The 20,828-nt window shown below is 44.0% G+C and carries 22 protein-coding genes, 1 pseudogene and 1 other annotated feature; of the genes and pseudogenes, 14 read left to right on the forward strand and 9 right to left on the reverse strand.

From position 1 onward, the window contains the following. The first annotated feature begins 57 nt into the window (after window positions 1-57). On the forward strand, window positions 58-282 hold the full coding sequence (locus ACR42H_RS04990) for a hypothetical protein (RefSeq protein WP_436374927.1): 225 nt from the start codon (window positions 58-60) through the stop codon (window positions 280-282). A 70-nt stretch (window positions 283-352) separates the two neighbouring features. Next, on the forward strand, window positions 353-961 hold the full coding sequence (locus ACR42H_RS04995) for an exonuclease domain-containing protein (protein ID WP_436374928.1): 609 nt from the start codon (window positions 353-355) through the stop codon (window positions 959-961). Between the two features lie 55 nt (window positions 962-1,016). On the opposite strand, the gene ACR42H_RS05000 is transcribed toward ACR42H_RS04995, so the two are convergent. From ACR42H_RS05000 to ACR42H_RS05010, 3 genes are read right to left on the reverse strand one after another with little or no spacing between them, the layout of a single operon-like run. Next, entirely contained in the window at window positions 1,017-2,267 is a 1,251-nt protein-coding gene (locus ACR42H_RS05000) for an ATP-binding protein (RefSeq protein ID WP_436374929.1), read from the reverse strand. Between the two features lie 48 nt (window positions 2,268-2,315). Beyond that, on the reverse strand, window positions 2,316-2,510 hold the full coding sequence (locus ACR42H_RS05005) for a YwbE family protein (RefSeq protein WP_113883017.1): 195 nt from the start codon (window positions 2,508-2,510) through the stop codon (window positions 2,316-2,318). Continuing rightward, entirely contained in the window at window positions 2,510-2,698 is a 189-nt protein-coding gene (locus ACR42H_RS05010; RefSeq protein ID WP_113883018.1) for a hypothetical protein, read from the reverse strand. The genes ACR42H_RS05005 and ACR42H_RS05010 overlap by 1 nt, the downstream gene beginning before the upstream one ends. Window positions 2,699-2,907: 209 nt before the next feature. Here ACR42H_RS05010 and ACR42H_RS05015 point away from each other — a divergent pair, with 209 nt between their 5' ends. Continuing rightward, window positions 2,908-4,743 carry a M6 family metalloprotease domain-containing protein gene (locus ACR42H_RS05015; protein ID WP_436374930.1) on the forward strand — a complete coding sequence of 612 codons (1,836 nt, stop codon included), beginning with the start codon at window positions 2,908-2,910 and terminating at the stop codon, window positions 4,741-4,743. A 42-nt stretch (window positions 4,744-4,785) separates the two neighbouring features. Here the strand turns inward: ACR42H_RS05015 and ACR42H_RS05020 are convergent, their stop codons facing one another. The 5 genes from ACR42H_RS05020 to ACR42H_RS05040 form a co-directional block, all read right to left on the reverse strand. After that, a complete protein-coding gene (locus ACR42H_RS05020) occupies window positions 4,786-5,706 on the reverse strand; it encodes a ketopantoate reductase family protein (protein ID WP_113883020.1) in 921 nt (306 codons plus the stop codon). A 56-nt stretch (window positions 5,707-5,762) separates the two neighbouring features. Next, window positions 5,763-5,909, reverse strand: coding sequence for a hypothetical protein (locus tag ACR42H_RS05025; protein ID WP_166672506.1), 147 nt, complete (start codon window positions 5,907-5,909; stop codon window positions 5,763-5,765). Then, window positions 5,909-7,360 (reverse strand): carbon starvation CstA family protein, encoded by a 1,452-nt coding sequence (locus tag ACR42H_RS05030; protein ID WP_436374931.1) that lies wholly within the window; start codon window positions 7,358-7,360, stop codon window positions 5,909-5,911. Before ACR42H_RS05030 ends, ACR42H_RS05025 begins: the two co-directional genes overlap by 1 nt. Before the next feature lie 444 nt (window positions 7,361-7,804). After that, on the reverse strand, window positions 7,805-8,536 hold the full coding sequence (locus tag ACR42H_RS05035) for a LytR/AlgR family response regulator transcription factor (protein ID WP_113883022.1): 732 nt from the start codon (window positions 8,534-8,536) through the stop codon (window positions 7,805-7,807). Beyond that, window positions 8,505-10,274: a LytS/YhcK type 5TM receptor domain-containing protein gene (locus tag ACR42H_RS05040; RefSeq protein ID WP_436374932.1), complete on the reverse strand. Its 1,770-nt coding sequence runs from the start codon at window positions 10,272-10,274 to the stop codon at window positions 8,505-8,507. The genes ACR42H_RS05035 and ACR42H_RS05040 overlap by 32 nt, the downstream gene beginning before the upstream one ends. Window positions 10,275-10,428: 154 nt before the next feature. On the opposite strand from ACR42H_RS05040, the gene ACR42H_RS05045 reads away from it, so the two are divergent. The 7 genes and pseudogenes from ACR42H_RS05045 to ACR42H_RS05075 all read left to right on the forward strand — a co-directional run bounded on the left by ACR42H_RS05045 (window position 10,429) and on the right by ACR42H_RS05075 (window position 16,038). Further along, on the forward strand, window positions 10,429-10,872 hold the full coding sequence (locus tag ACR42H_RS05045; protein ID WP_436374933.1) for a GNAT family N-acetyltransferase: 444 nt from the start codon (window positions 10,429-10,431) through the stop codon (window positions 10,870-10,872). 58 nt (window positions 10,873-10,930) lie between these two features. Next, window positions 10,931-11,752 (forward strand): DUF2268 domain-containing putative Zn-dependent protease, encoded by an 822-nt coding sequence (locus ACR42H_RS05050; protein WP_436374934.1) that lies wholly within the window; start codon window positions 10,931-10,933, stop codon window positions 11,750-11,752. Beyond that, entirely contained in the window at window positions 11,753-12,385 is a 633-nt protein-coding gene (locus ACR42H_RS05055; RefSeq protein WP_436374935.1) for an NUDIX hydrolase, read from the forward strand. A 17-nt stretch (window positions 12,386-12,402) separates the two neighbouring features. Continuing rightward, window positions 12,403-12,813: a hypothetical protein gene (locus ACR42H_RS05060; RefSeq protein ID WP_436374936.1), complete on the forward strand. Its 411-nt coding sequence runs from the start codon at window positions 12,403-12,405 to the stop codon at window positions 12,811-12,813. A 204-nt stretch (window positions 12,814-13,017) separates the two neighbouring features. Then, window positions 13,018-13,758: a type I methionyl aminopeptidase gene (map, locus tag ACR42H_RS05065; RefSeq protein ID WP_436374937.1), complete on the forward strand. Its 741-nt coding sequence runs from the start codon at window positions 13,018-13,020 to the stop codon at window positions 13,756-13,758. Between the two features lie 145 nt (window positions 13,759-13,903). After that, window positions 13,904-14,110, forward strand: a binding site (T-box leader). A gap of 17 nt (window positions 14,111-14,127) precedes the next feature. Further along, a pseudogene (gene tyrS, locus ACR42H_RS05070) lies at window positions 14,128-14,850 on the forward strand (tyrosine--tRNA ligase); the annotation flags it as partial. 192 nt (window positions 14,851-15,042) lie between these two features. Next, entirely contained in the window at window positions 15,043-16,038 is a 996-nt protein-coding gene (locus ACR42H_RS05075) for a zinc-binding dehydrogenase (protein WP_436376843.1), read from the forward strand. 109 nt (window positions 16,039-16,147) lie between these two features. Here ACR42H_RS05075 and ACR42H_RS05080 read toward each other — a convergent pair whose 3' ends face one another. After that, on the reverse strand, window positions 16,148-17,191 hold the full coding sequence (locus ACR42H_RS05080) for a lactonase family protein (protein WP_436374938.1): 1,044 nt from the start codon (window positions 17,189-17,191) through the stop codon (window positions 16,148-16,150). Window positions 17,192-17,317: 126 nt separating this feature from the next. Here ACR42H_RS05080 and ACR42H_RS05085 point away from each other — a divergent pair, with 126 nt between their 5' ends. The 4 genes from ACR42H_RS05085 (at window position 17,318) to mtnK (ending at window position 20,815) form a co-directional block, all read left to right on the forward strand. Further along, complete coding sequence (locus ACR42H_RS05085; RefSeq protein WP_436376844.1) at window positions 17,318-18,082, forward strand: hypothetical protein; 765 nt, start codon at window positions 17,318-17,320, stop codon at window positions 18,080-18,082. 128 nt (window positions 18,083-18,210) lie between these two features. Next, window positions 18,211-18,507, forward strand: coding sequence for a hypothetical protein (locus tag ACR42H_RS05090; protein WP_113883030.1), 297 nt, complete (start codon window positions 18,211-18,213; stop codon window positions 18,505-18,507). Window positions 18,508-18,627: 120 nt separating this feature from the next. Continuing rightward, window positions 18,628-19,443: an STAS domain-containing protein gene (locus ACR42H_RS05095; RefSeq protein ID WP_436374939.1), complete on the forward strand. Its 816-nt coding sequence runs from the start codon at window positions 18,628-18,630 to the stop codon at window positions 19,441-19,443. Between the two features lie 148 nt (window positions 19,444-19,591). Continuing rightward, complete coding sequence (gene mtnK / locus ACR42H_RS05100) at window positions 19,592-20,815, forward strand: S-methyl-5-thioribose kinase (protein ID WP_436374940.1); 1,224 nt, start codon at window positions 19,592-19,594, stop codon at window positions 20,813-20,815. Window positions 20,816-20,828 lie beyond the last annotated feature (13 nt).

Raw genomic sequence — 20,828 nt, forward strand, 5'->3', positions numbered from 1 at the left:
TATAATAATAAGACAGTTTCTTTAAAAAAATGTATTGAAATAAGGGGAGGACCATCCTTGAAAGGCAAAAATATTTTGTTTTATATATTGCTGGTACTTTTGCTCACTACCGTTGTCAGCATTGTCATGGGCTACTATAAATTCGGCTTTGGGGTAGGGTTCCTGTTCGCATTTCTGTCTCTTTCCACAGGATATTTCTATTCCATGAAAAACCGCGAATATATGCATCAGAATTATCATGCCGATTATGTGGACCGCTTAAAGAACGATAAAAAGATCTAATAGTGGTTCCGCTGGCATTCAGCACTCCTCTATTATATGCTTAATTTAAAATGAATAGAGGAGGCTGGCCATGAGAAACCAGGAAAAGATGGGGCTGCTGCTGGATGTGGAGACGACGGGTCTTGGACCAAATTCCGATGAAATTATCGAACTGGCATTAAAGCTGTTTTCGTACCGTGCGGATACTGGGGAAATCCTTGATATTAAGGATAAAGCTGCATTCCTGCGGGAGCCAATTAGCAAATCGGCCAAAAATAATTACAGCCGCGCTTTCAGGGTCCACGGAATTCCTTATGAAGCTGTCAGCGGTAAAAGCTTTGATGATATCAAAATAAAAAAATATTTCTTTCATGCCGATTCTGTTTTCGCTCATAATGCATCCTTTGACCGCAGTTTTTTATACCGGATGTATCCTGAAGACATCAACGAATTAAAATGGTATTGCACGATGAGAAGTGTCCCATGGAAGGAATACGGTTATACAGACAGCAAGCTGCTGACGCTCCTTCAGTCCCATCAGATTGCAGAAAGCCAGACGCATAGGGCCATGGATGATATTACATACCTCTTAGAACTGCTGAAAAAAACAAATCCTGCCGGGGATTTCTATATGCGTGATGTTCTGGCAAAAGGTCCGATGAGAAAATACCAGCCCGCCGTTCAGGGCCGGTTTGGTTAAAAGGCAATACAGAAAAAGAGTGCACTCAGGCACTCTTTTTTAAATTTCTCTTTGTTTATTCACTCAGCAGGGGCAGTATGATTTTCACTGTCGTTCCTTTGCCAATATCACTATCATATTCAATCGTTCCTTGCATTTCACGGATGATTTTGTTCGTAACCATGCTGCCAAGGCCTGTTCCCTTAGTCTTTGTTGTATAAAAAGGCAGTCCGATATTCTCTAATTGCTCGGATGTCATGCCCCGGCCATTATCTGCAATGGTTATATGAACCGTGTTGTGAAAATAATCTGCAGAGGTGAAAATTTGAATCCTTCCCTTTTCCGGAACTGATTCTATACCATTCTTGATCACATTCATGATGGCCTGTTTTAGGTGGTGTTCATCTCCCTGCACATAAAAAGGCCCTTTATCCGCGTACTCAATCACCACATTGGAATAAGAAGCAAGCGGCCTCATGAGCAGTACGCAATCCTGAATCACGTCATGCAGGGGGACATTAGCCAGATGGAATTGCTCGGGCTTTGAGACTTTTAAATAGTTCGTAATGATGCTGTTTGTACGATCCAATTCCTCAATAATGAGCGGGGAGAACTTTTTTAAGCTTTCATCTTCCGTATCCTGGCTCAAATATTGAATGAAGCCCCTCACAGTGGATAAAGGATTTCTGATTTCATGTGCGATGGAAGCTGCCAGCTGGCCGACCATTGTCAGCTTATCCATATACATCATTTCACTGATCTGTTTATTCGTTCTGAAAAGATTTTCGATGACAAAAATAAGAGCAATAAATGTCAGGTAAAACGCTGCGAAGTAAGTCAGGTAAAAGAATGTATCCAGAAAAATGACGGCTGTAGAAATGATGGATATATATAAGTAAAAATAAAAGAACAGAATGAAAGAACCAGTCACCACCCGATGGCTGGAATTAAGAAACACTCGTCTTAGGGAAAGGGTAATCACAAATGCCAGAATGGAAACCAAAATTCCAATATAAATGAACTGTCCGCCAATTAAAAAGCGGGTAATGACGGTACTTAGCATCACAATAGATCCGGGAAGCCATCCTGTATACAGCGTCACGATCATGATTGCGACCATGCGCAAATCAAAATGGGTTTCCCCCAGCGTTTCAATTGGATAAAACATGCACAAAAGTGCTCCGAATGAGCCGAGAAGTCCATAAATCAATTTTTGTTTAAGAGTAAGAGGGGTCTTTGTCTGATATGGAAAAAACAAATTCCCGTTAAACGTAAATGAAAAAAGTATTGTAATGTTTACTAGTAAAGGCTTGATCAGTGTAACCAATAGTCTCCTCCCAGTATAATCAAATCTAGTGAAAAGGATCTATCCCTATTAACGTAAAATTTGTTTTACCCGGCCAACCTGTCCATCTTCAAGTCTCACTTTAATACCGTGCGGGTGAGATGGTGACTTTGTTAGAATGTCTTTCACGACTCCTTCAGTCAGCACACCTGTCCGCTGATCCTTTTTAAGAACAATTTTTACTTTTAATCCAGGCGCGATTGCAGCGCGATTCTGCCCTTCCATTACACACCCGTCCGTTTCCGCTGATTATTGGTCTTCTTTGTCTGCTGGCTTTTCAATGCTTTCGCCGATTTAACCGGAGTATTATTGAACTTTCCGCCTGCCTGCTCTTGTTTTTTATTCATAAGCTGCTGTTTCATTGCTTCTTTTAGACTGATTTTTTTTCGATCATTGTCTTCTATATGAGTCATGTTAGAGTCTCCTTTATCTACATATCCCTCTATTATAAATCATTAAACAGTTAAAGGAAATTTCCCAGAGAAATAATCTTTTTACCTGTAACTTTTCAGAAAAATAAGTCTTTTATACCATAATAAATCTTATCAAACCATCCCTTGGTCCTATTTAGAAAATACTGAATATTTTGTACTATTTAGATTACAGAAATAGATTATAGGGAGTGAGTCAATTGTTAAAAGTTCTATCAACTTCAGCTTTATCCCTTGCTTTAGCAGGAAGTGCCGTTTTTGCAGGAGCGGGACCGGCAGATACTCAGGCCAAGCAGGAAAGTAAGCATCAAATCAGTCTTGCCCATCATGTAGGTGCATCGCCGGAGCTTGCAGCAAAGGCGAAGGAATTGGGGATTGATCTATCAAAAGTGGATCCGGGTGAGAAAGCAGCCATGGCAGGTGCAAAATTCCAGCAGCCTGGTGACAATCATGTTGCGTATAGGGAAGCAACAGGGGATATACCGGTTCTGGTTCTTCTCGCAAAGTATCCGGATGGTGATGAGCCGGTCGGTGATATGCCTGGACAAGTTCCAGCTGAGTATTATGAGGATTTAATTTTTGGAACAGAGTATAATCCTTATGAGCTTCCTCAATTCCAGAAATATGATGGTGAGAGTGTTCCAAAGGACCGCACGATGCAAAACGCTTATAAAGAATCCAGCTATGGAAAAACCAACCTGGTCCGCAAGGAAAACACTGAATTTGTCTGGGTAGAGATGCCAAAAGGTGCATCATACTACTTGGATCAGGAAGGCACATATGCTGAAAACGGTACATACGTTAATGGCAACGTGAATGGGGATGCCCATACAGGCGAATTCATCCGTGATTTGCTGAAAGCGGCAGACGAGCAGGTTGACTTCTCAAAGTATGCCGAGGATGGAGAAGTGCCTAATATCTTCGTAATTCATGAAGGTACAGGAGCTGAATTCAGCCGTGACCCGGCGCAGTTCTGGTCTCATAAGTGGAATATCCTTAGTGCGCTTTACTATGGCAAATACTATGAAACTGGGAAGCCGGCACCAGCAGAAGAAGGAATGGCTGAAGATGCCTGGATTAATAAAACCGTTGCAGAAGATATGACCTACGATGGAGTGATTGTAAACAACTACAATATCCAGCCGGGCATCGGCGGAAACGTTGCCGGTTTTGATGCAGCTACAAATACTTACAAAGAAGAAGCAAAAACGGGTCCATTCCCGGCACAAACAGGGGTTTATGCCCATGAGTTCGGACATGCGTTAGGATTGCCTGATTTCTATGATACGGTTTACAGCTCTGAAGGTGTAGGAAATTACTCGATGATGGCGGGCGGCTCCTGGATGCGCTACCCGGATGCTGCTGCATATGCCGGAAACTCTCCGACTCACTTTGATCCGTTCTCTAAGATTTTCTTAGGATGGGTAAATCCGATTGAAGTGAAGCCTGAAGACGGCATGCAGGAAATTACACTGCCGGCAATCAATAAAGCCGATGCAAACAATGGCATCGTCAAAATGGAAGTGCCGGGCTCTAACGGAACAGAGTACTTCCTATTCGAAAACGTTCAGCAGGATGGATTCAACAAGGGCTTAGTCCGCCAGGGGGCCGATTCTAAAGGATTAATGGCATGGCATGTAGATGAAAACATCATCAACCTGTACCAGACTGCCGGCTTCCGTCCGAATAACGTGGAAAACTGGATGAACAAACGCTTCCAGTATAACCAGTCTGAAACAGCAAGTGATGGTACAGTTGTAACTCACTACGGCCTATCTGTTCTTCAGGCTGATGGCAAGTATGACTTGGAGAAAAATCTAAACCGCGGAGATGCAGGTGATTTCTTCAAAACTGGAGGGAAAATCACACCTGTATCCGGAAATGTTCACACCGGTTCTTACTACTTCTGGAAGGGCAATAGCTCAACGCCAGCTGATTCCGGAATCCATGTAACAGATATTAAAGAAAATGCCGATGGATCCATCACAGCGAAATTCTACTATAATACAAACAGCAGCAAAAAATAATAGATGAAAAATCCGAGCGGGGAGTCCTGCTCGGATTTTTGTTTAAAGACTATTTTTTTCATAAACTTTTAAGTTAGCATAAATCGCACCGATAATAGGAGCATCCAAATCCAGCAGCTCAGCTTTTTTCAGCAAATATCCAAAGAAATGATCAGCTTCGATTGCCTGCAGCTTTTCCATATCGCGCTGCAGGGAGGATTTCATTTCATAGCCCATTTCTTTTATTTTTTGCACCTGGGCATCTTCAATCCCATCAGCCAGCGGAGCATCCAAGTCCCTCATAATGGCAGATGCTTCTCTTAAAACTTCTTTAACCGAATTCAATCCGAATGTCTGATCTCTGATCGGCCCAATTGGAGAGCGGAATAGGGAGGTTACGCCAGAAAGTGTGGAAATAAACAGGTACTTATGCCACATCTCCTGTTCGATATTTTCGGAGAGGCGGAAGTTTGCTTTTGTACCTGAAAAAGCTTCTTGAAGCTTCAGGATCCTCTCCGTTTTTTCCCCGGATCGTTCCCCAAAAACAAAGTCATGGACCGGGCTTGTTTGAATCACTTCCCCATTTTCACCAAGAGTGGTTTCAATAAAGCAAAGGCCGCCAAGAACGTTCGCTTCCCCAAAAGCGGCTGTCAGTTCATCCACATGGGCAATTCCATTTAAGAGAGGAAGAATCAAGGTATTACCGCCTGTGTATGGACGGATATCCTTTATAGCACCCTCAAGATGATAGGCTTTTGTAGAGAGCAGGATGACATCGAATGCATCTGCCTTTTCTCCGGACTGGATCGTTTTCAGCTCAGGAAACGTCATATCCCCATGCACACTTTCCACCAGAAGCCCGTATTTCTCAAGCTGCTGCTTTCTTTTCTCCCTTACCAAAAACGTAACATCCTCGCCTTTTTCCAAAAGCCTTCCGCCAAAATAGCCGCCAATGGCTCCGGCTCCGACAACTAGTATCCTCATTTTATAGTGCCTCCTTAGGTTAATTGGAAAAGTGCACGCATGTACGTGCACTTTTGCTAAGTTAAATAGAAGAATAACCCGATTACAGATGTTACACCAAAAATCAACTTGGCAGGAAGAGGAAGAGAATCTGTGCCTTTTTCGTTTACTTTCTTCTCTTCCTCAATTACCGTTTCACGGTATTTGGGGCTGCAGCAGCCCATTAAGCGGATTTCTTCCAGCCGGAAATATCCTCTTCCAGCGGCAGGTTATTCGCCCGAGCCTTTTTAGCAGCGGAGAAGAATAGTGCCACAAGAATGACTGTACCGATGGCTCCGCCAATCCAGGAAGCATTCATCGATAAACCGAACCCGATTTGCGCATTAAAGATATACGTTAGGACCATTAACAGCATGAACGTTCCAGGTATAAGGGAGATCCAGTAATTCTTCTTCGCGATATACAAGTACATTGCACCGACAAACAGCGCGATAACCGCAGTGGATTGGTTAGCCCAGCTGAAGTATCTCCATAGAATGTTAAAGTCGATTTGCGTAAGTGCCAAAGAAAGAGCAAACAATGGGATAGCAATCCATAAACGGCTTGATATTTTCTTCTGAGAGAAATTAATATAGTCAGCAATAATCATACGTGCACTTCGGAAAGCCGTATCCCCGGAAGTGATCGGAAGGACCACGACACCAAGAATCGCAAGTGTTCCGCCTATTGCCCCGAGCATCAAGGTAGAAGCTTCGCTTACCACGGCACCAGGACCTCCGTTAGCAAGGAAATCACTTAACCCATTATAGCCGTCGAATAAGCTCATCGCGGCAGCCGCCCAGATCATGGCGATAACACCTTCTGCAATCATCATGCCATAGAAAATCTTGCGTCCCTGATTCTCATTCTGGGTTGTACGGGAAATAATCGGTGTCTGTGTTGCATGGAACCCGGAAAGAGCACCGCAAGTGATAGTGAAAAACAGCAATGGGAAAATAGGTGCGTTAGCCGGGTGGAAATTCTGCAGTGAAATTTCCGGAATATCAGCTCCGGTCGCAACCAAACCGATACCTACACCAAGTGCGCTGATTAAAAGCAATGCGCCAAAATAAGGGTACAGGCGTCCAATAATTTTATCAACAGGCAGCAAAGTCGCCAAAATATAATAGATGAAAATAGCAGCAATGATTAGAGTTAGTGAGATTTTTTGATCCATTACAACATAAAGCAGATCAGCCGGAGTTGTAACAAACACCGTACCAACCAATAACAGAAGAAGAACGGCGAAAGCGTTCACAACATGCTTCATAACTTTCCCGAGGAACTTGCTCGCAAGCTCAGGCAAATGCGCGCCACGGTTGCGGATCGAAATCATTCCAGTTAAATAATCATGAACGGCACCGGCAAAAATACAGCCGACCACAATCCAGATAAAGGCTACAGGTCCGTATAGCGCTCCCATGATAGGGCCGAAAATCGGACCAGTACCAGCAATATTCAATAGCTGAATCAACGAATTCTTTGGTGTGCTCATTGCGATATAGTCCACACCGTCAGCATGCGTGTAGGCCGGAGTCGTCCGTGCCTCCTTCACACCGAATACTTTTTCAACAAACTTGCCGTACGTAAAATAACCAATAATTAAAAGTGCAATACAGACTAAAAAAGTAATCATCATTATCCCCCTTTATGAATGCGTTTACATTAATTATATAAGAAGAGGAGGAAATTTGAACAATTTGTGTCCAACATGTAAAAAACAAAGATTAAAATGCAGTGATGGGGGATTAACATGCATCGAAGGGTGTGAATGTATAGAAAATTCGTTATATTCGGCAGTCCGGTTAAATAGGGCCAAAACTAGCAGGAGAGCGCAATCCTCATGGAGTTTGGCGCACTTAAGCTTTGAAGCGGCGCAATTACAGCTTTTGAGGACAATTTCAATCAAGGAAAACGCGATCCTCATCCAGTTTGGCGCAATTCCCAGTAAAAAGAGCACAAACCCGATCTCAAAGCGCAAGTCCCCTAAAAAAGCGCAATCAATCTCTAAATCAGCGCAATCTCCCTCAAAAGCTTAATCCCCTCAAAAAACAAAAAAAGCATCGTCTCCGATGCTCTTTCACAATTCCAATCGCACCCGCAGTGCCTTCACATAATTCCGGCTCACAGACAGAAGTTCTTCCCGGCCTTCCATCTCAAGCTGGTATGCCCCGTTGAACCAGGGAGTGAGTCGTGTGACATAATCCAGATTCACCAGATAGCTTTTATGAATCCGGAAAAAGCTGAAGGGAAGCAGCCGGCTCTCCAAATCTTTCAGCGGGGTTTTGGTTTCATGCTCACTAGTCCTGGTTATGATCCGGGATACCTTTTCATCCCGGTAAATATAGAGGATTTCTTTGGGATCCAGGTAGAGAATTTCCCCATCTTCCTCAACAGCCAGCTTGCCGGCCGGCTTGCTGATGTCGTTTTCTTTTTTGGCACCAATCAATTTTTCCACTCGCCTGATGGTCTGTTCGAGCTGCTCCTCGTCGTAGGGCTTCAGTAAATAATCGGTTGCCTCATAGCGGAAGGCTTCAGCAGCAAATTGCGGATAGGCAGTTGCAAAGATGATGAGCGGAACTTTTTTCAGCTCCTGCAGTGATTTGGCAGCTTCCATCCCGTTCATCTTGGGCATCTCCACATCAAGGAAAACGACGTCAGGCTGAAGCTGTAGGGCTTTCATTACGGCTGCTTCGCCCGATTCAGCCTCGCCGACAACTTGGATCGCAGGAAATTCCTCCAGTAAATGCTTTAATTCATCTCTGCTGTATCGTTCGTCATCAGCGATTAAGGTTCGGATCGTTTTTTCCATCAGTTTTTTCCTCCGTTTGCGGAATGGCGAAATGAATGTCAGTGCCGATGCCTGGAGTGCTGGCAATTTGCAGCGAAGCTTCCTCACCAAACATCATGGTCAGCCGGCGATTTACATTGTACAATGCAAGTCCGGAGCCCGATTCTGACTGCAGGGTTTCCTTGCCGAGCTGTTCGGCTCTTTCCCGGCTCATTCCCTGTCCATTATCCTTCACTTTTACTATCGTCATTCCGTCCTGTTTCTGAATTTTTATCATAATGATACAGTCCTGTTCCTTGTTCTTAATCCCATGCTTTACGGCATTTTCCACAATCGGCTGCAGAGTGAGCGGCGGGATTCTTTCCAAAAGGGCATCTTCATCAATGTCGTAAATGACTTCGAGCCGATCCACAAACCGGGTTTCTTCAATTGAAAGATAGGCCTTTACATGTCTGAGCTCCTGTTCAAGGGTCGTACAGCTGACTGTCGTGGCCGTCAGGTTTTGCCGCAGAAAATGAGATAAGGAAACGAGCAATTTCCTTGCCTGGGAAGGCTCGATCCGCACAAGGGAGATAATCGTATTTAATGAATTAAATAAAAAATGCGGTGATATTTGCGCCTGCAGCGCTTTAATCTCAGCTTCCTTTGCCAGCTGGTAGGCTTTATCAGCCTCAGCGATCTCAAGCTGATTGCTGAGCAGTACACTTAGTCCGGAAATCAGCTCCATCACGAGATTAGTCATTTCTTTTTCCGAAGTGAAGTAAAACTTCAGCGTTCCGATGGTGTCGCCGCGCAGTTTTAAAGGAGCGACAATGGCTGCGCCAAGAGGACAGTTTTCCTGCCGGCAGTGAATGGTCTGGTCATTGGCAACCATAATTTCCCCGTTCTGAATGACATCCCGCGTTATCTGGGTCTGGATAGGGCTTCCGGAACGGTGGTGGTCATTTCCAAGGCCGACATGGGCAAGGATTTCGGTGTGATTGGTGATTGCAACTGCTTTCATCTGAAGTTCCTTATGTAAAATCAGGCAGACTGCCAGAGCGGAATTATGATTAATGCCTTCACGAAGGTGTGCAAGCGTCTGGTCAGCAATCCGAAGTGTTTTCTGTGCATGAAAAGCTCCTGCTTTTTCTTCTTCGTTAATGACATTTTTTATGATCAGCAAAAATAAGGCACTGCCAAGACCATTTGCTATAATCATGGGAATCCCAATCATTTCGACTAGCGCAATCGCTTTTTCTATAGGCCGTGACATACCTAGAATAATCAGCATCTGCACGGCTTCAGCGGTAGCACCGATGAAGAATGCTGATGATAGCTTCACATGTTCATTTTTCCGGCGGAAAAAGCCGGCAAGGAGTCCCGCCACTATGGACGCCAAACCGCAGGCAATCCCGGTAAAGCCGCCAAGCGTAAATCGATGGAATCCTGCTATAATTCCTGCGCCGATTCCTACTTTAGGGCCGCCAAGCAATCCGGCAAGCACGACCCCGATCACCCTGGAATTGGCAATGGCTTCATCTGAAGCAAGCTCGGATGCCCAGCGGTTAAACTGAAGTGTATCCGTATTGAAGGCCAGCCCGGAATAGGTTCCAATGATGCCAAAGAAGCCGAAAAAAAGAATGGCTTTATACTCCTGCTGCCGTTTTAATCTTTCGCCATAAATCATCTCTCTGAAAAAGCGGAACCTTGTCAGAATCAGCGCAATGGTGACAATGATTCCAAGCCGCTCCAGCATCGTAATCAGCAGTTCCAGCATCCTCAGAACCCCTTTAACCAAGTTTGTTAACATTATTCTAATGGATTAAAGAGTAAATGAAAAATGACCCGTTTGAATTTTTCAAAAAAATGTACAGGCTTTTCCTGCATAATTGTCGAAAATTTATTGTATTAAAGGGGCAGGAGAATCTTTGATGCTTCTTTCTGATAGAAATGGAGCTGATAAAATGATCGAATATGCTGTGGATCTAGAAGGAATATCAGCAGAAATGCTGGAAGGTTTTTTTGATGGGTGGCCAAATCCGCCGACCCCTGAAAAACATCTGATGCTTCTAAAAAACAGCACGAAAATCGTGCTTGCCGTTGACCGTGATAAACATGCAGTGGCTGGGTTCATCACAGCAATCAGCGATGGAGTGCTATCAGCCTACATTCCGCTGCTTGAAGTACTGCCTGAATACCAGCAGCAGGGAATCGGACAAAAGCTGGTTACCCGCATGCTGGAGGAGCTGGACGGCATTTATATGATTGACATCATGTGTGACCCTGCCATGCAGAAGTATTATGAAAGATTCGGAATGATTAAATCTTCCGGGATGGTACAGCGGAATTATCAGAATCAATCAGGAAAGCAGTGACAGGGGATGCCGGAAGCTGAGTATCCCTTCTGCTTATCTCTAATAAGGAGGATTTTCTATGAAGTACACCCTCAATCAAATTACACCAGAAGAACTAATTGAAAACCGGATAAACCTAAAGGGCTTCCTTCAATCTCAAATCAGTCCCTTGATCGGCAGCAATTCCTGGATGCAGAACTGGGAACAGCTGGCCAAAAGATTTCAGCTATTTAAATTTGCAGCTTTGCCAGAAGCGGAGGCTCTTAAATACTGCTGGAATCCTGAGGAAATCGAAGCAACCGCAGAAGAAACGTGCAGAGAAGCTGAGAGACATCTTCACTTTGAAAGCCTAACCATAATAATCGTGCCTGCCCTTCCTTTCCCATGGTTTCAGAATGTAGATCAATCTTTGTGGACAAATGGCTATACAATAGGTCCTGATACCATTTTCCTTGCAATACCTCCTCAGCCGGACCCCGACTTTTTAAAATATATGCTTGCCCATGAGCTCCATCATGCTTCCCCTGAAAATCCGATCTACAATCTTACATTGGAAACCTTTACTCTTGCGGACTGGTACAAAATGGAGGGGGGCGCTGAGCATTTCAGTCTTTCACTTTACAAGGATAAACGCTGGTGGAAGCAGGAATTTACTGAGGAAATCGAGCAGAACTATATGGAAATTGCCCGGCAAAACCTGAATACAGCAGACGAATTTTTGAAAAGCAAAATCTGTTTTGGCAATAAAGAGATGGGCATCCCGATATTTGCCGGCTATACTTTTGCTTATAAAATGGCAAGGCATTATGCAGAGCAGGAGAAAATTGCGAGGTATCGGGATTTATATCAGGCAGACCCGCATGAAATATTCAATAGCTATATAATCAAGGGGGCCATTTAATTGGAGACAGAACTTCTGAATATATTTGATCATAACCGAAAACAAATCGGTGTCGCATCTCGTGAGGAGGTCCATAAACAAGGCCACTGGCATGAAACATTTCATTGCTGGTTCGTCAGCAGGGAAAAAGATCAGGATTATATTTATTTTCAATACCGCAGCAAGGAGAAGAAGGATTACCCTGGACTTTTGGACATAACTGCCGCTGGCCACCTTTTAAGCCATGAATCTGTCATGGACGGCATGAGGGAAGTGGAGGAAGAACTGGGGATTTATGTTGATTTTGCGGACTTGGTGCCACTGGGTGTCATTGATTACATCGCAGAGAAAGAAAATTTTATCGACAAAGAACTGGCCCACGTTTTCCTATATCACAGCAATTATTCCTTAGAAGAGTTTAGCCCGCAGCCTGAAGAGGTTACTGGGATTTACCGGATTGCATTGGAGGAGTTTTATGGATTGTGGTTTGGCGGAACAGAGCTCATTGAGGCAGAAGGATTCCAGGTGGATAATGGCATAAGAATCCCCAACTCCTTAGATGTAAGGAAAACGGATTTTGTCCCGCACCAGGATTACTATTATAAGTGTGTGCTGCATTCGATGCGTGAGCAGATAGTTCAATCAAAGGTATGATTGAAGGGAAGAGTTCAATGAGAAAGGTGTTCTTCATACTTTTTGCGCTTTTGCTGGCAGGGAGTTCACCATCATTTGCATCAAAATGGATTGAACTTAATCCTGAAAAGGTCAAATTCCGCTCACAAGTGATTGTGCTGGGAACATATAATTTTAAAAGTAAACAAAAATCAAGCAAGGGTATTTTTTATGGAAGACAGTTTCAAGTCGAAAAGGTATATAAAGGAGAAGCAGGAGAAATCATTACGGCAGGCATTGATAGTCACGATAATGGTTGGGCAGAGGAATTTCAGCAGGAGGGCGGCAAGTTCCTGTTATTTTTGGAGAAAACAAAGGAAGCCCGCTTTCTAGTTCCCGTCGCCGGTCCCAATGGAATGGTTCAAGTGCAGGCTTATCAGGAAATGAGGATTTTTATGGACAGATACTGAGTGGAGAAGGAAGAACACCCAGCCCTTCTAAATTAAATGAAGGAGGAGGAAATCTGCTTGAAGTCTTGCTGTTTTCCTTAACAGGCCTTGTCACTTCCCTGTTGATTATTAGGGTTTTAGCAAGTGAAAAGGCGAAATCTTATTAAGCGTGCCACATTTAGATTATAATAGAGAAATAACAACAAAAGAAAAGGCAGGATTCTTATGATTGTAAAAAATGAGGAAGAATTAGCAAAATTGAAGGAAATCGGCATAATTGTCGCGGAGATTCGCGATGCGATGATTGAAAGTACAAAGCCGGGAGTAACAACGAAGGAACTTGATGACTTTGCCGGAGAGCTTTTTGAAAAGCACGGAGCGATTTCAGGCCCTAAAGGAGAATACGATTTTCCAGGCTTCACATGCATAAGCGTGAATGAAGAGGTGGCCCATGGCATTCCGGGAAGCCGAGTGATTAAAGAGGGCGATCTTGTAAATATTGATGTTTCAGGATCAAAGGATGGCTTCTTCGCAGACACAGGCCTATCATTTGTCGTTGGTGAAGACGAGAAGCTGCAAAAATTATGTGATGCGGCTCAGGAGGCATTCGATGAAGGAGTAAAAAAATTAAAGCCGGGCGGCAAGCTGAGCCTTGTCGGAAAGACAGTTCACAAAGTTGCTAAAAACAATGGATTCAACGTTATCATGAATCTGACTGGACACGGTATCGGCCGCTCCCTTCATGAAAAGCCGGACCATATCCTGAACTATTTTGATCCATGGGATAAACAGCTGTTAAGAGAAGGCATGGTTGTCGCCTTCGAGCCTTTTATTTCAAGCGGAGATGAAGAAGTAAGGGAAATGAGCGACGGCTGGACGTTCGTTACACCTAACAAAAGCCATGTCGCCCAATGTGAACATACCATTGTCATCACAAAAGAAGGACCGATTATTTTAACGAAATAACCATGGACCAGGGGCATTGCATGTTCCTGGTTTTTATATAGTATTATGGTTGAAATTCCTTCCAAAAAACCTTCATTTAATATTGCTTGCGAAAATACACTTGAACAGTGCCTTCCATTCCGCTAAAATAATGAAAATTTTAAATTTTAACGTAATGAAAGAAATAAGCAGCTGCTTATCTCCCTGTTTTAGAGAGCTGATGCACGGTGAAAACCAGCACATCGATAACAGTGAATTACCTTCTTGAACTTCTCTGTGAACAGGAGCAGCAGGGAACGGCACGGTCCGTTAATCCCCCGAGTGGAAGAGCAGTCTTCAAAAAGGGTGGTACCGCGTTTGCCACGTCCCTTACTTTAGGGGCGTGGTTTTTTGTATTCCGATAACAGGAAGGATGGGGAACATGGAAAATTAACAGCCCAGCAAAAACTCGAAACAGAGAGGCAGCTGGAGGTTTATCGCCGGTGTCCAGGAGTTCTGACTGAAGCGGAGCTAAAGAATAAAATAGCCAAATCCATTATTCAAAACCAGCCTTTAAACATTAAGCTGGGTCCAGACCCTCTTCTGCACCCGGATGTCCATAGGTTGTGCTGAATAAATTAAAACAGTTCGAGGAGAACGGACATATCATCCAGCTGATTATTGGGGATTTCACCGGAAAAATGGGCGACCCGACAGGCAAATCGGGAGTCCGAAACCAGCTCACCGATGAAGAGGTGAAGCATAATGCCAAAACATACTTTGAGCAATTCAGCAAAGAGCTGGACATGGATAAGGTTGATCTTCACTATAACTCAGCATGGCTATCGGACCTCCAGTTCGAATTCGTTATCCGATTGTCTGCCAGCATTACAGTTGCCCGCCTGCTGCTGGAACGCAATGACTTTTCAGAGCGCCTGTCCACGAATTTTTCTACCTACAGATGCAGAGGGCTATGACTCGGGGGTACTCGAAAGCGATATCGAGCTTGGCGGCAATAATCGGCACTTCAATGTCCTGATGGGACGCCATCTGCAGGAAGCATTTCCAAAAAAAAAGCAGGTGGTCATCCTGATGCCGCTCCTTGAAGGCCTGGAGGGCAAAGAGAAAATGTCCAATTAAAAAACAATTTTCGGCGATGTTCAGATGCTCTTAAAAATCACAGACGGATTAGTTCTTCAAGCAGGCACAAGAAAATTTGTGAAACTAAGGCTTAGCTCTGCAAAGCAGGCAAATCGCTTTTTCCTCCTGGCACTTTCAAGCTATGATAGAATAGACGAAATTTTTAAAGAAAAGCAGGTGGAGGAAATGAAAGCGATCATTCATGAAGGAAAAACTGGCCGCGCCGGATTATCTTATGGTGAACTGGAAAAGTCCGATCCGGGTAAAGGCGAGGTCAGGGTGAAATTAAAAACGGCAGGCTTGAACCATCGTGATTTATTTGTCCTGAATCGCCACAAGCCAGAAGATCCAGCGCTTGTCATCGGTTCAGACGGGGCGGGAATCATTGACGCAGTCGGAGAAGGGGTTACAGATGTAAAGCCAGGCGATGAAGTTCTCATCAATCCCGGACTGGGCTGGAAGGAAAAGAGTGATGCACCTCCGGCAGGCTTTGAAATCATCGGCTTTCCATTTCATGGCACATTTGCCGAATATATTATCATTCCGGCTGAAAACGCGGCACCCAAGCCGGCGTATTTAACTTGGGAGGAAGCGGGCGTCCTATCCCTAGCAGCACTAACCGCCTACAGAGCATTGTTCACAAGAGGAAAGCTTCAGTCAGGCATGAAGGTGTTCATTCCTGGTATTGGAGGGGGCGTTGCGACTTTCTTAATGCAATTCGCAAAAGCAGCGGGAGCAACCGTTTACGCAGCTTCCCGTTCGGAGGAAAAATGTCAGAGAGCACTTGAACTCGGTGCGGATAAAGCCCTGAACAGCGGAGAAGACTGGAATGGAGTGCTTGGCGGGGAGAAGGTGGATCTTGTCATTGAATCAGTTGGCCCCGCGACGTTCAATAAATCGCTCGAAATCCTGCGTAATGGCGGCACCATAGTAACATTTGGCTCCTCCACAGGAGATCAGCTGGAACTAAATCTCCGCAGCCTCTTTTATGCCCAGCAAAACCTGCTTGGCTCAACAATGGGCAGCGCGGAGGAATACCATGAAATGCTCCAGTTTATTGAAAAGCATCAAATCAGGCCGGTATTGGATCAGGCGCTTCCGCTGGAAGATTTCGAGCAAGCTTTTGACAGACTCGAAAACGCGGAACAATGGGGGAAGATTGCTTTTAAAATTAGTGTATAAAAAAGGGGTGAGATTCTGCGAAAAGCAGTGTCTCACCCTGTTTCTTCCTGTCCAGCTACAGAGCCTGCCCCCTCGGGGTGTCGGGGTGGGCAAGGCTCTTCCGCTTTACTTACACATGTAAAAACTTCACACAAACCGGATCCGGAACCATAACATCAGATTGAAGTAATGAAAGCTTCCCGGTATTCTCATCACGGGAATACAAAACAATATTGCTGGAATTCTGGTTGGAACCAATCACAAATTTTTCGGTTGGATCCAGCACAAAGTCGCGCGGCCAGTTTCCTTCTGTGGAGGCATGTTCCACAAAGGCAAGCTCTCCATTATCCGGATTGACGGAGAACACCGCAATGCTGTCGTGTCCGCGGTTGCCGGCATAAATGAAGCGGCCGTCTGAAGCAATATGAATGGCGCTTCCCTGGTTATTTTCCGTAAAACCTTCCGGAATCGTTGAAATGGCCTGCTTTTGAACTAAGCTTCCATCCGCATGATACTGAAGCAAAAGAACCTCTGAACTAAACTCAGTCATCACATAGGCGTACCTTCCATTTGGATGGAACACAAGGTGTCTAGGACCGCTTCCAGGCTTTACAGACAGGATGCATTTTTCCTTCAGAATTCCATCATTCACTTCATACGTAATCACCTGATCCGTTCCCAGGTCAACTGCAACTAAATACTTTTCGTCGGGAGTAAGTCCTGCATAGTGAGTATGGGGTTTTTCCTGCCTGCTGTCAGGACCGGATCCACTATGTTCAATGACTGAGACAGCAGGGTTTAGAGAGCCGTCTTCATTTGTTAAGTAGGACTCCACAGTCCCTTTATGGTAGTTTGCACTGAAAACATTTCGTGCGGATGAATCCACACTGACATGGCAAGGGGGAGAGCCCTCTGCCACCTGGCTATTGATTTTTTCAAGTGAACCGCTGCTGATGTCCAAACGATATGCAGCTACTCCGCCGGATTCGCCTTCCTTAGCAACCGAGTATAAAAGTTGATTACCCTGGCTGATTGTTAAATAAGTGGGGTTATCCAGTTTCGCTGCCGTTTTCACATCGGAAATTCTGCCTGCTTCTGCATCCAGAATGAATGAATAAATCCCTTCACTTTCACCCTTTGTGTATGTTCCTATGTATCCTCTGTACTTGGCCATAACGAAGCCTCCTTTAAATACATTCTTCTGAAAATACTCTATCATACATCGCAGTTCAAACAAAAGGAAGAGGAATTTTACAATAGAAAAAGAATAGTAAAAAGGTATTTATATGAAAGGATGATTTTGTTGAACGCACCCCATTCGATTTTGTCAGTTTGGAAAAAATTTGATCGCTTTCCGATGGAGACCCTGACAAAAGCATGGTTTTACAATAAAGCCGGCATTAAAAAGCAGCGGGAGGTTTCCTTAATGAAGGAGCACCATGCTCAGTATGGCATTACTGGAAACTGTTTTGACCTGGCGATCTGGCTCCTTCATGATTTTAAGCAGGCTGGAATCCATGCCTATCCGGTTGGCCACGAATTGAAAACACCTTCAGCCCATGCGGCAGTGGTGGCAGTGGATGAAGAGAGGCGCCGCTTTCTATGTGACCTGGGCGACCAATGGCTGCAGCCCATATTAATTGATCAAGAGGCAAGAGACTTTACGCCGGAAAAAGTAAGCGGATTTTTCCCGGCAGCAGATGTTCAGGTCTCATCTGAAGACGGACAGCTGGTAATTGCCTATCACCGGCCGAACGGGAAAATATCTCGGCAGAGTTATGATACGGATGCGGCAGACATGAACATTTTCCTGGAAGCAGCTGAGCGATCTCAAAACACTATTTATCCAAAGGCATTGCTGGAACAGCGGATCCTCTATAAAAACGAAACCGCCCATTGGGAATTTTATAATTGGAAAAGCTTCCTCAGTACAACAGAAGGCCTGTATCATGACGCCCCTATGGATACTATTGAAGAATGGGCAGCCAGGATTCATGATAAGACAGGGTATGATAGGGAGTTTTTAATAGAAGCATTGGGCTTCTACAAGAAGCTGGGAGGTTGAAAAACTGATGCGGGCTAGCATCTTTTTATCTGAATGTCACTCAAAAATTGGATTTCGCCTATAAACACAAAAAATCGCTAAATAACATCCCAAACTTCGCCAAAACGCCAAAAACTAAAGGAGCTGCCATGCATATAAAACTCTATCAATATCATATCCGACCCGAAAACGAACAGGAACTGCTGCTGATCCAGCAGAAAGCCGGTCAAATCTACCGGAAGTACATCGATGTTCATACAAAAATGTTAAAAAACATGATAGATGAGACAAAGTGGACAGAAATCAGTTTTTTTAAGTCGGTAGAAGACTATCAAAACAAGCTGCCGCTGATTAACAGCAATCCCGACATCCAGGAGCTTTACAGAAGGTTTGAATCTCTGCTGATCAGCGATATAGTGGAAGAGGATTATGAGGATTGGCTTTAAAACCATAGATAATGACTCTTCCTCTTGAGGAGATTCTCCTGTTTATTTCCCATTCTGTCATTTTGAAGATATAGTAGGATATAATCGAAGCAAGACATAAGAGGGGGGATATACATACAGATGGAGCCTATTCAAAAAGTTTCAGCGTATCTTACTCAAAATGCGGAGGTATTATCCGAAGAGATTGTTGCAGAAATCGTAAGCCGGTTTGGTTTCGAAATTCCCAAACAGGAAATTGATGCGGCCGTTTCGATGTATGTTGAGTTTATAAATTATCTGGGAGCCATGATTGCGAACAGCGAAGATCGGGTTCCTGAAGGACTGGTCGAGTGGAGTAAAGGAAACGGCGAACGGGCTGCCTCCATGGGAGGAAAAATTTCCGATATTGTCACCCGATATCCGGACACCCGCATTGTTTTTACTGATAGATTACGTAATATAGGAATGGAATTTGAGTTAACAGCGGATGAAGTTATTTCAATTGTGAAAAAAGTAAACTACATACTCGACATCAGCATTAATGAAACCGTATTTGCTTTTGAACGGCACTCGGAGGAACAATTAAAGGAGACGCAATACCAGGTAAATGAACTGTCTGCTGCCATTGTACCGATTCAGGACAGCATTGCCATTCTACCGTTGATCGGCAGCATAGACTACGACAGAGCGCAAATCATTATTGAGAAAACAGTCCCGCGCGTAAGCCAGCTGGGAATTGAAACCTTAATTATCGACTTTTCCGGCACGGTAAATATAGATATTGAAATCGCCAAGCACATTTTTGATATCCGGAATATCCTTCTTCTGATCGGTGTCAACACCATTGCCACAGGTGTCAGACCGGATTTAGCCAAGAAAGCAGTTACCCTTGGCATCGACTTATCATCTCTTGAAGTATATTCAAACGTGCTGCAGGCAATTAGAAGTATTAAATAAATGAATTGGTTAAAGCTGCTGAAGCAGCTTCTTTTTATACAAAAAAATATTGTCGAACCCCCACTCACATGATAGTATTTAGATATTTTCAAATATATTAAATTCACAAAATCATAGATACTATCAAAAAGATATTGGAGGCTTTTGCATGACTGTTTTTACATCCGCCTATTTTACAATGACTGAACAGGAAGCCATTGAATATGCCAAATCCAGACTGAATTATTTTGCTCCAGATGCCGAATTGGACTGCAGGGAAATTGGCGATGGCAATTTAAACTATGTGTTCAGGCTGTCTGACCATAAACACAATAAGTCTCTGATTATCAAGCAGGCTGGACCTGTTGCCAGAATCTCTGATGAATTTAAGCTGTCTCCTGACCGTAACCGCATTGAATACGAGATTCTTGATCTGCAAAATAAACTTGCCCCAGGTTTTGTGCCAAAAGTTTTCAGCTACGATCCCATAATGAACTGTACCGCTATGGAGGATCTGTCTGATTACACTATTATGAGAACAGCCTTAATGCAGCATGAAAAATTCCCGCTGTTTGCTGACCATATCTCAACTTTCCTGGTAAATACCCTATTGCTTACTTCCGATGTCGTAATGGGGCATAAAGAAAAGAAAGAGCTGGTCCAAAAATTCATCAACCCGGAATTGTGTGAAATTTCAGAGGACCTCGTCTTCACCGAACCATTTTACGATTGTCCGAGAAATGAAGTGTTTGAAGGTACCAGGGAATTTGTCAAAAAGGAAATTTGGGAAGATTCCAGGCTTCAGCTTGAAACTGCAAAGCTTAAATTCGAGTTTATGACCCATGCCGAGTCCCTTCTGCATGGTGATCTGCACACTGGCTCGATTTTTGTAAAAGAAGATTCTACTAAAATCATTGATCCCGAATTCGCATTCTGCGGCCCAGCCGGATACGATGTCGGAAACGTGATTGCCAACCTGATTTTTGCCTATGTGAACGCTAAATATACAATGGCAGATGGTGAAGAAAGACAGGTTCAGCTGGAATATCTCGAAAATACAATGGTAGATATTATCGACTTGTTCAAAAAGAAATTCATGCAGGCATGGGATGAAAAAGCAACAGAGCAAACAGCCCGTTATGAGGGGTTTAAAGAATATTATTTGGATACAGTCCTGCGTGACACAGCAGCTGTTACGGGACTTGAACTGTGCAGGAGGATTATTGGGCTGGCATCTGTAAAGGATATTACTTCCATTGAAGCATACAGCAGCAGAGCTGCAGCGGAAAAGATTTGTCTGGCAGCCGGAAAAATGTTTATTATGGATAGGGAATCTTTTCAAACAGGTGAGGATTTTGTACATATTCTAAAAGACTGTGAAAAAAGATTCTAAAGGAGGCAGCACG

The organism is Cytobacillus sp. BC1816 (genome assembly GCF_051353635.1).
Classification (GTDB): Bacteria; Bacillota; Bacilli; order Bacillales; family Cytobacillaceae; genus Cytobacillus; species Cytobacillus oceanisediminis_C.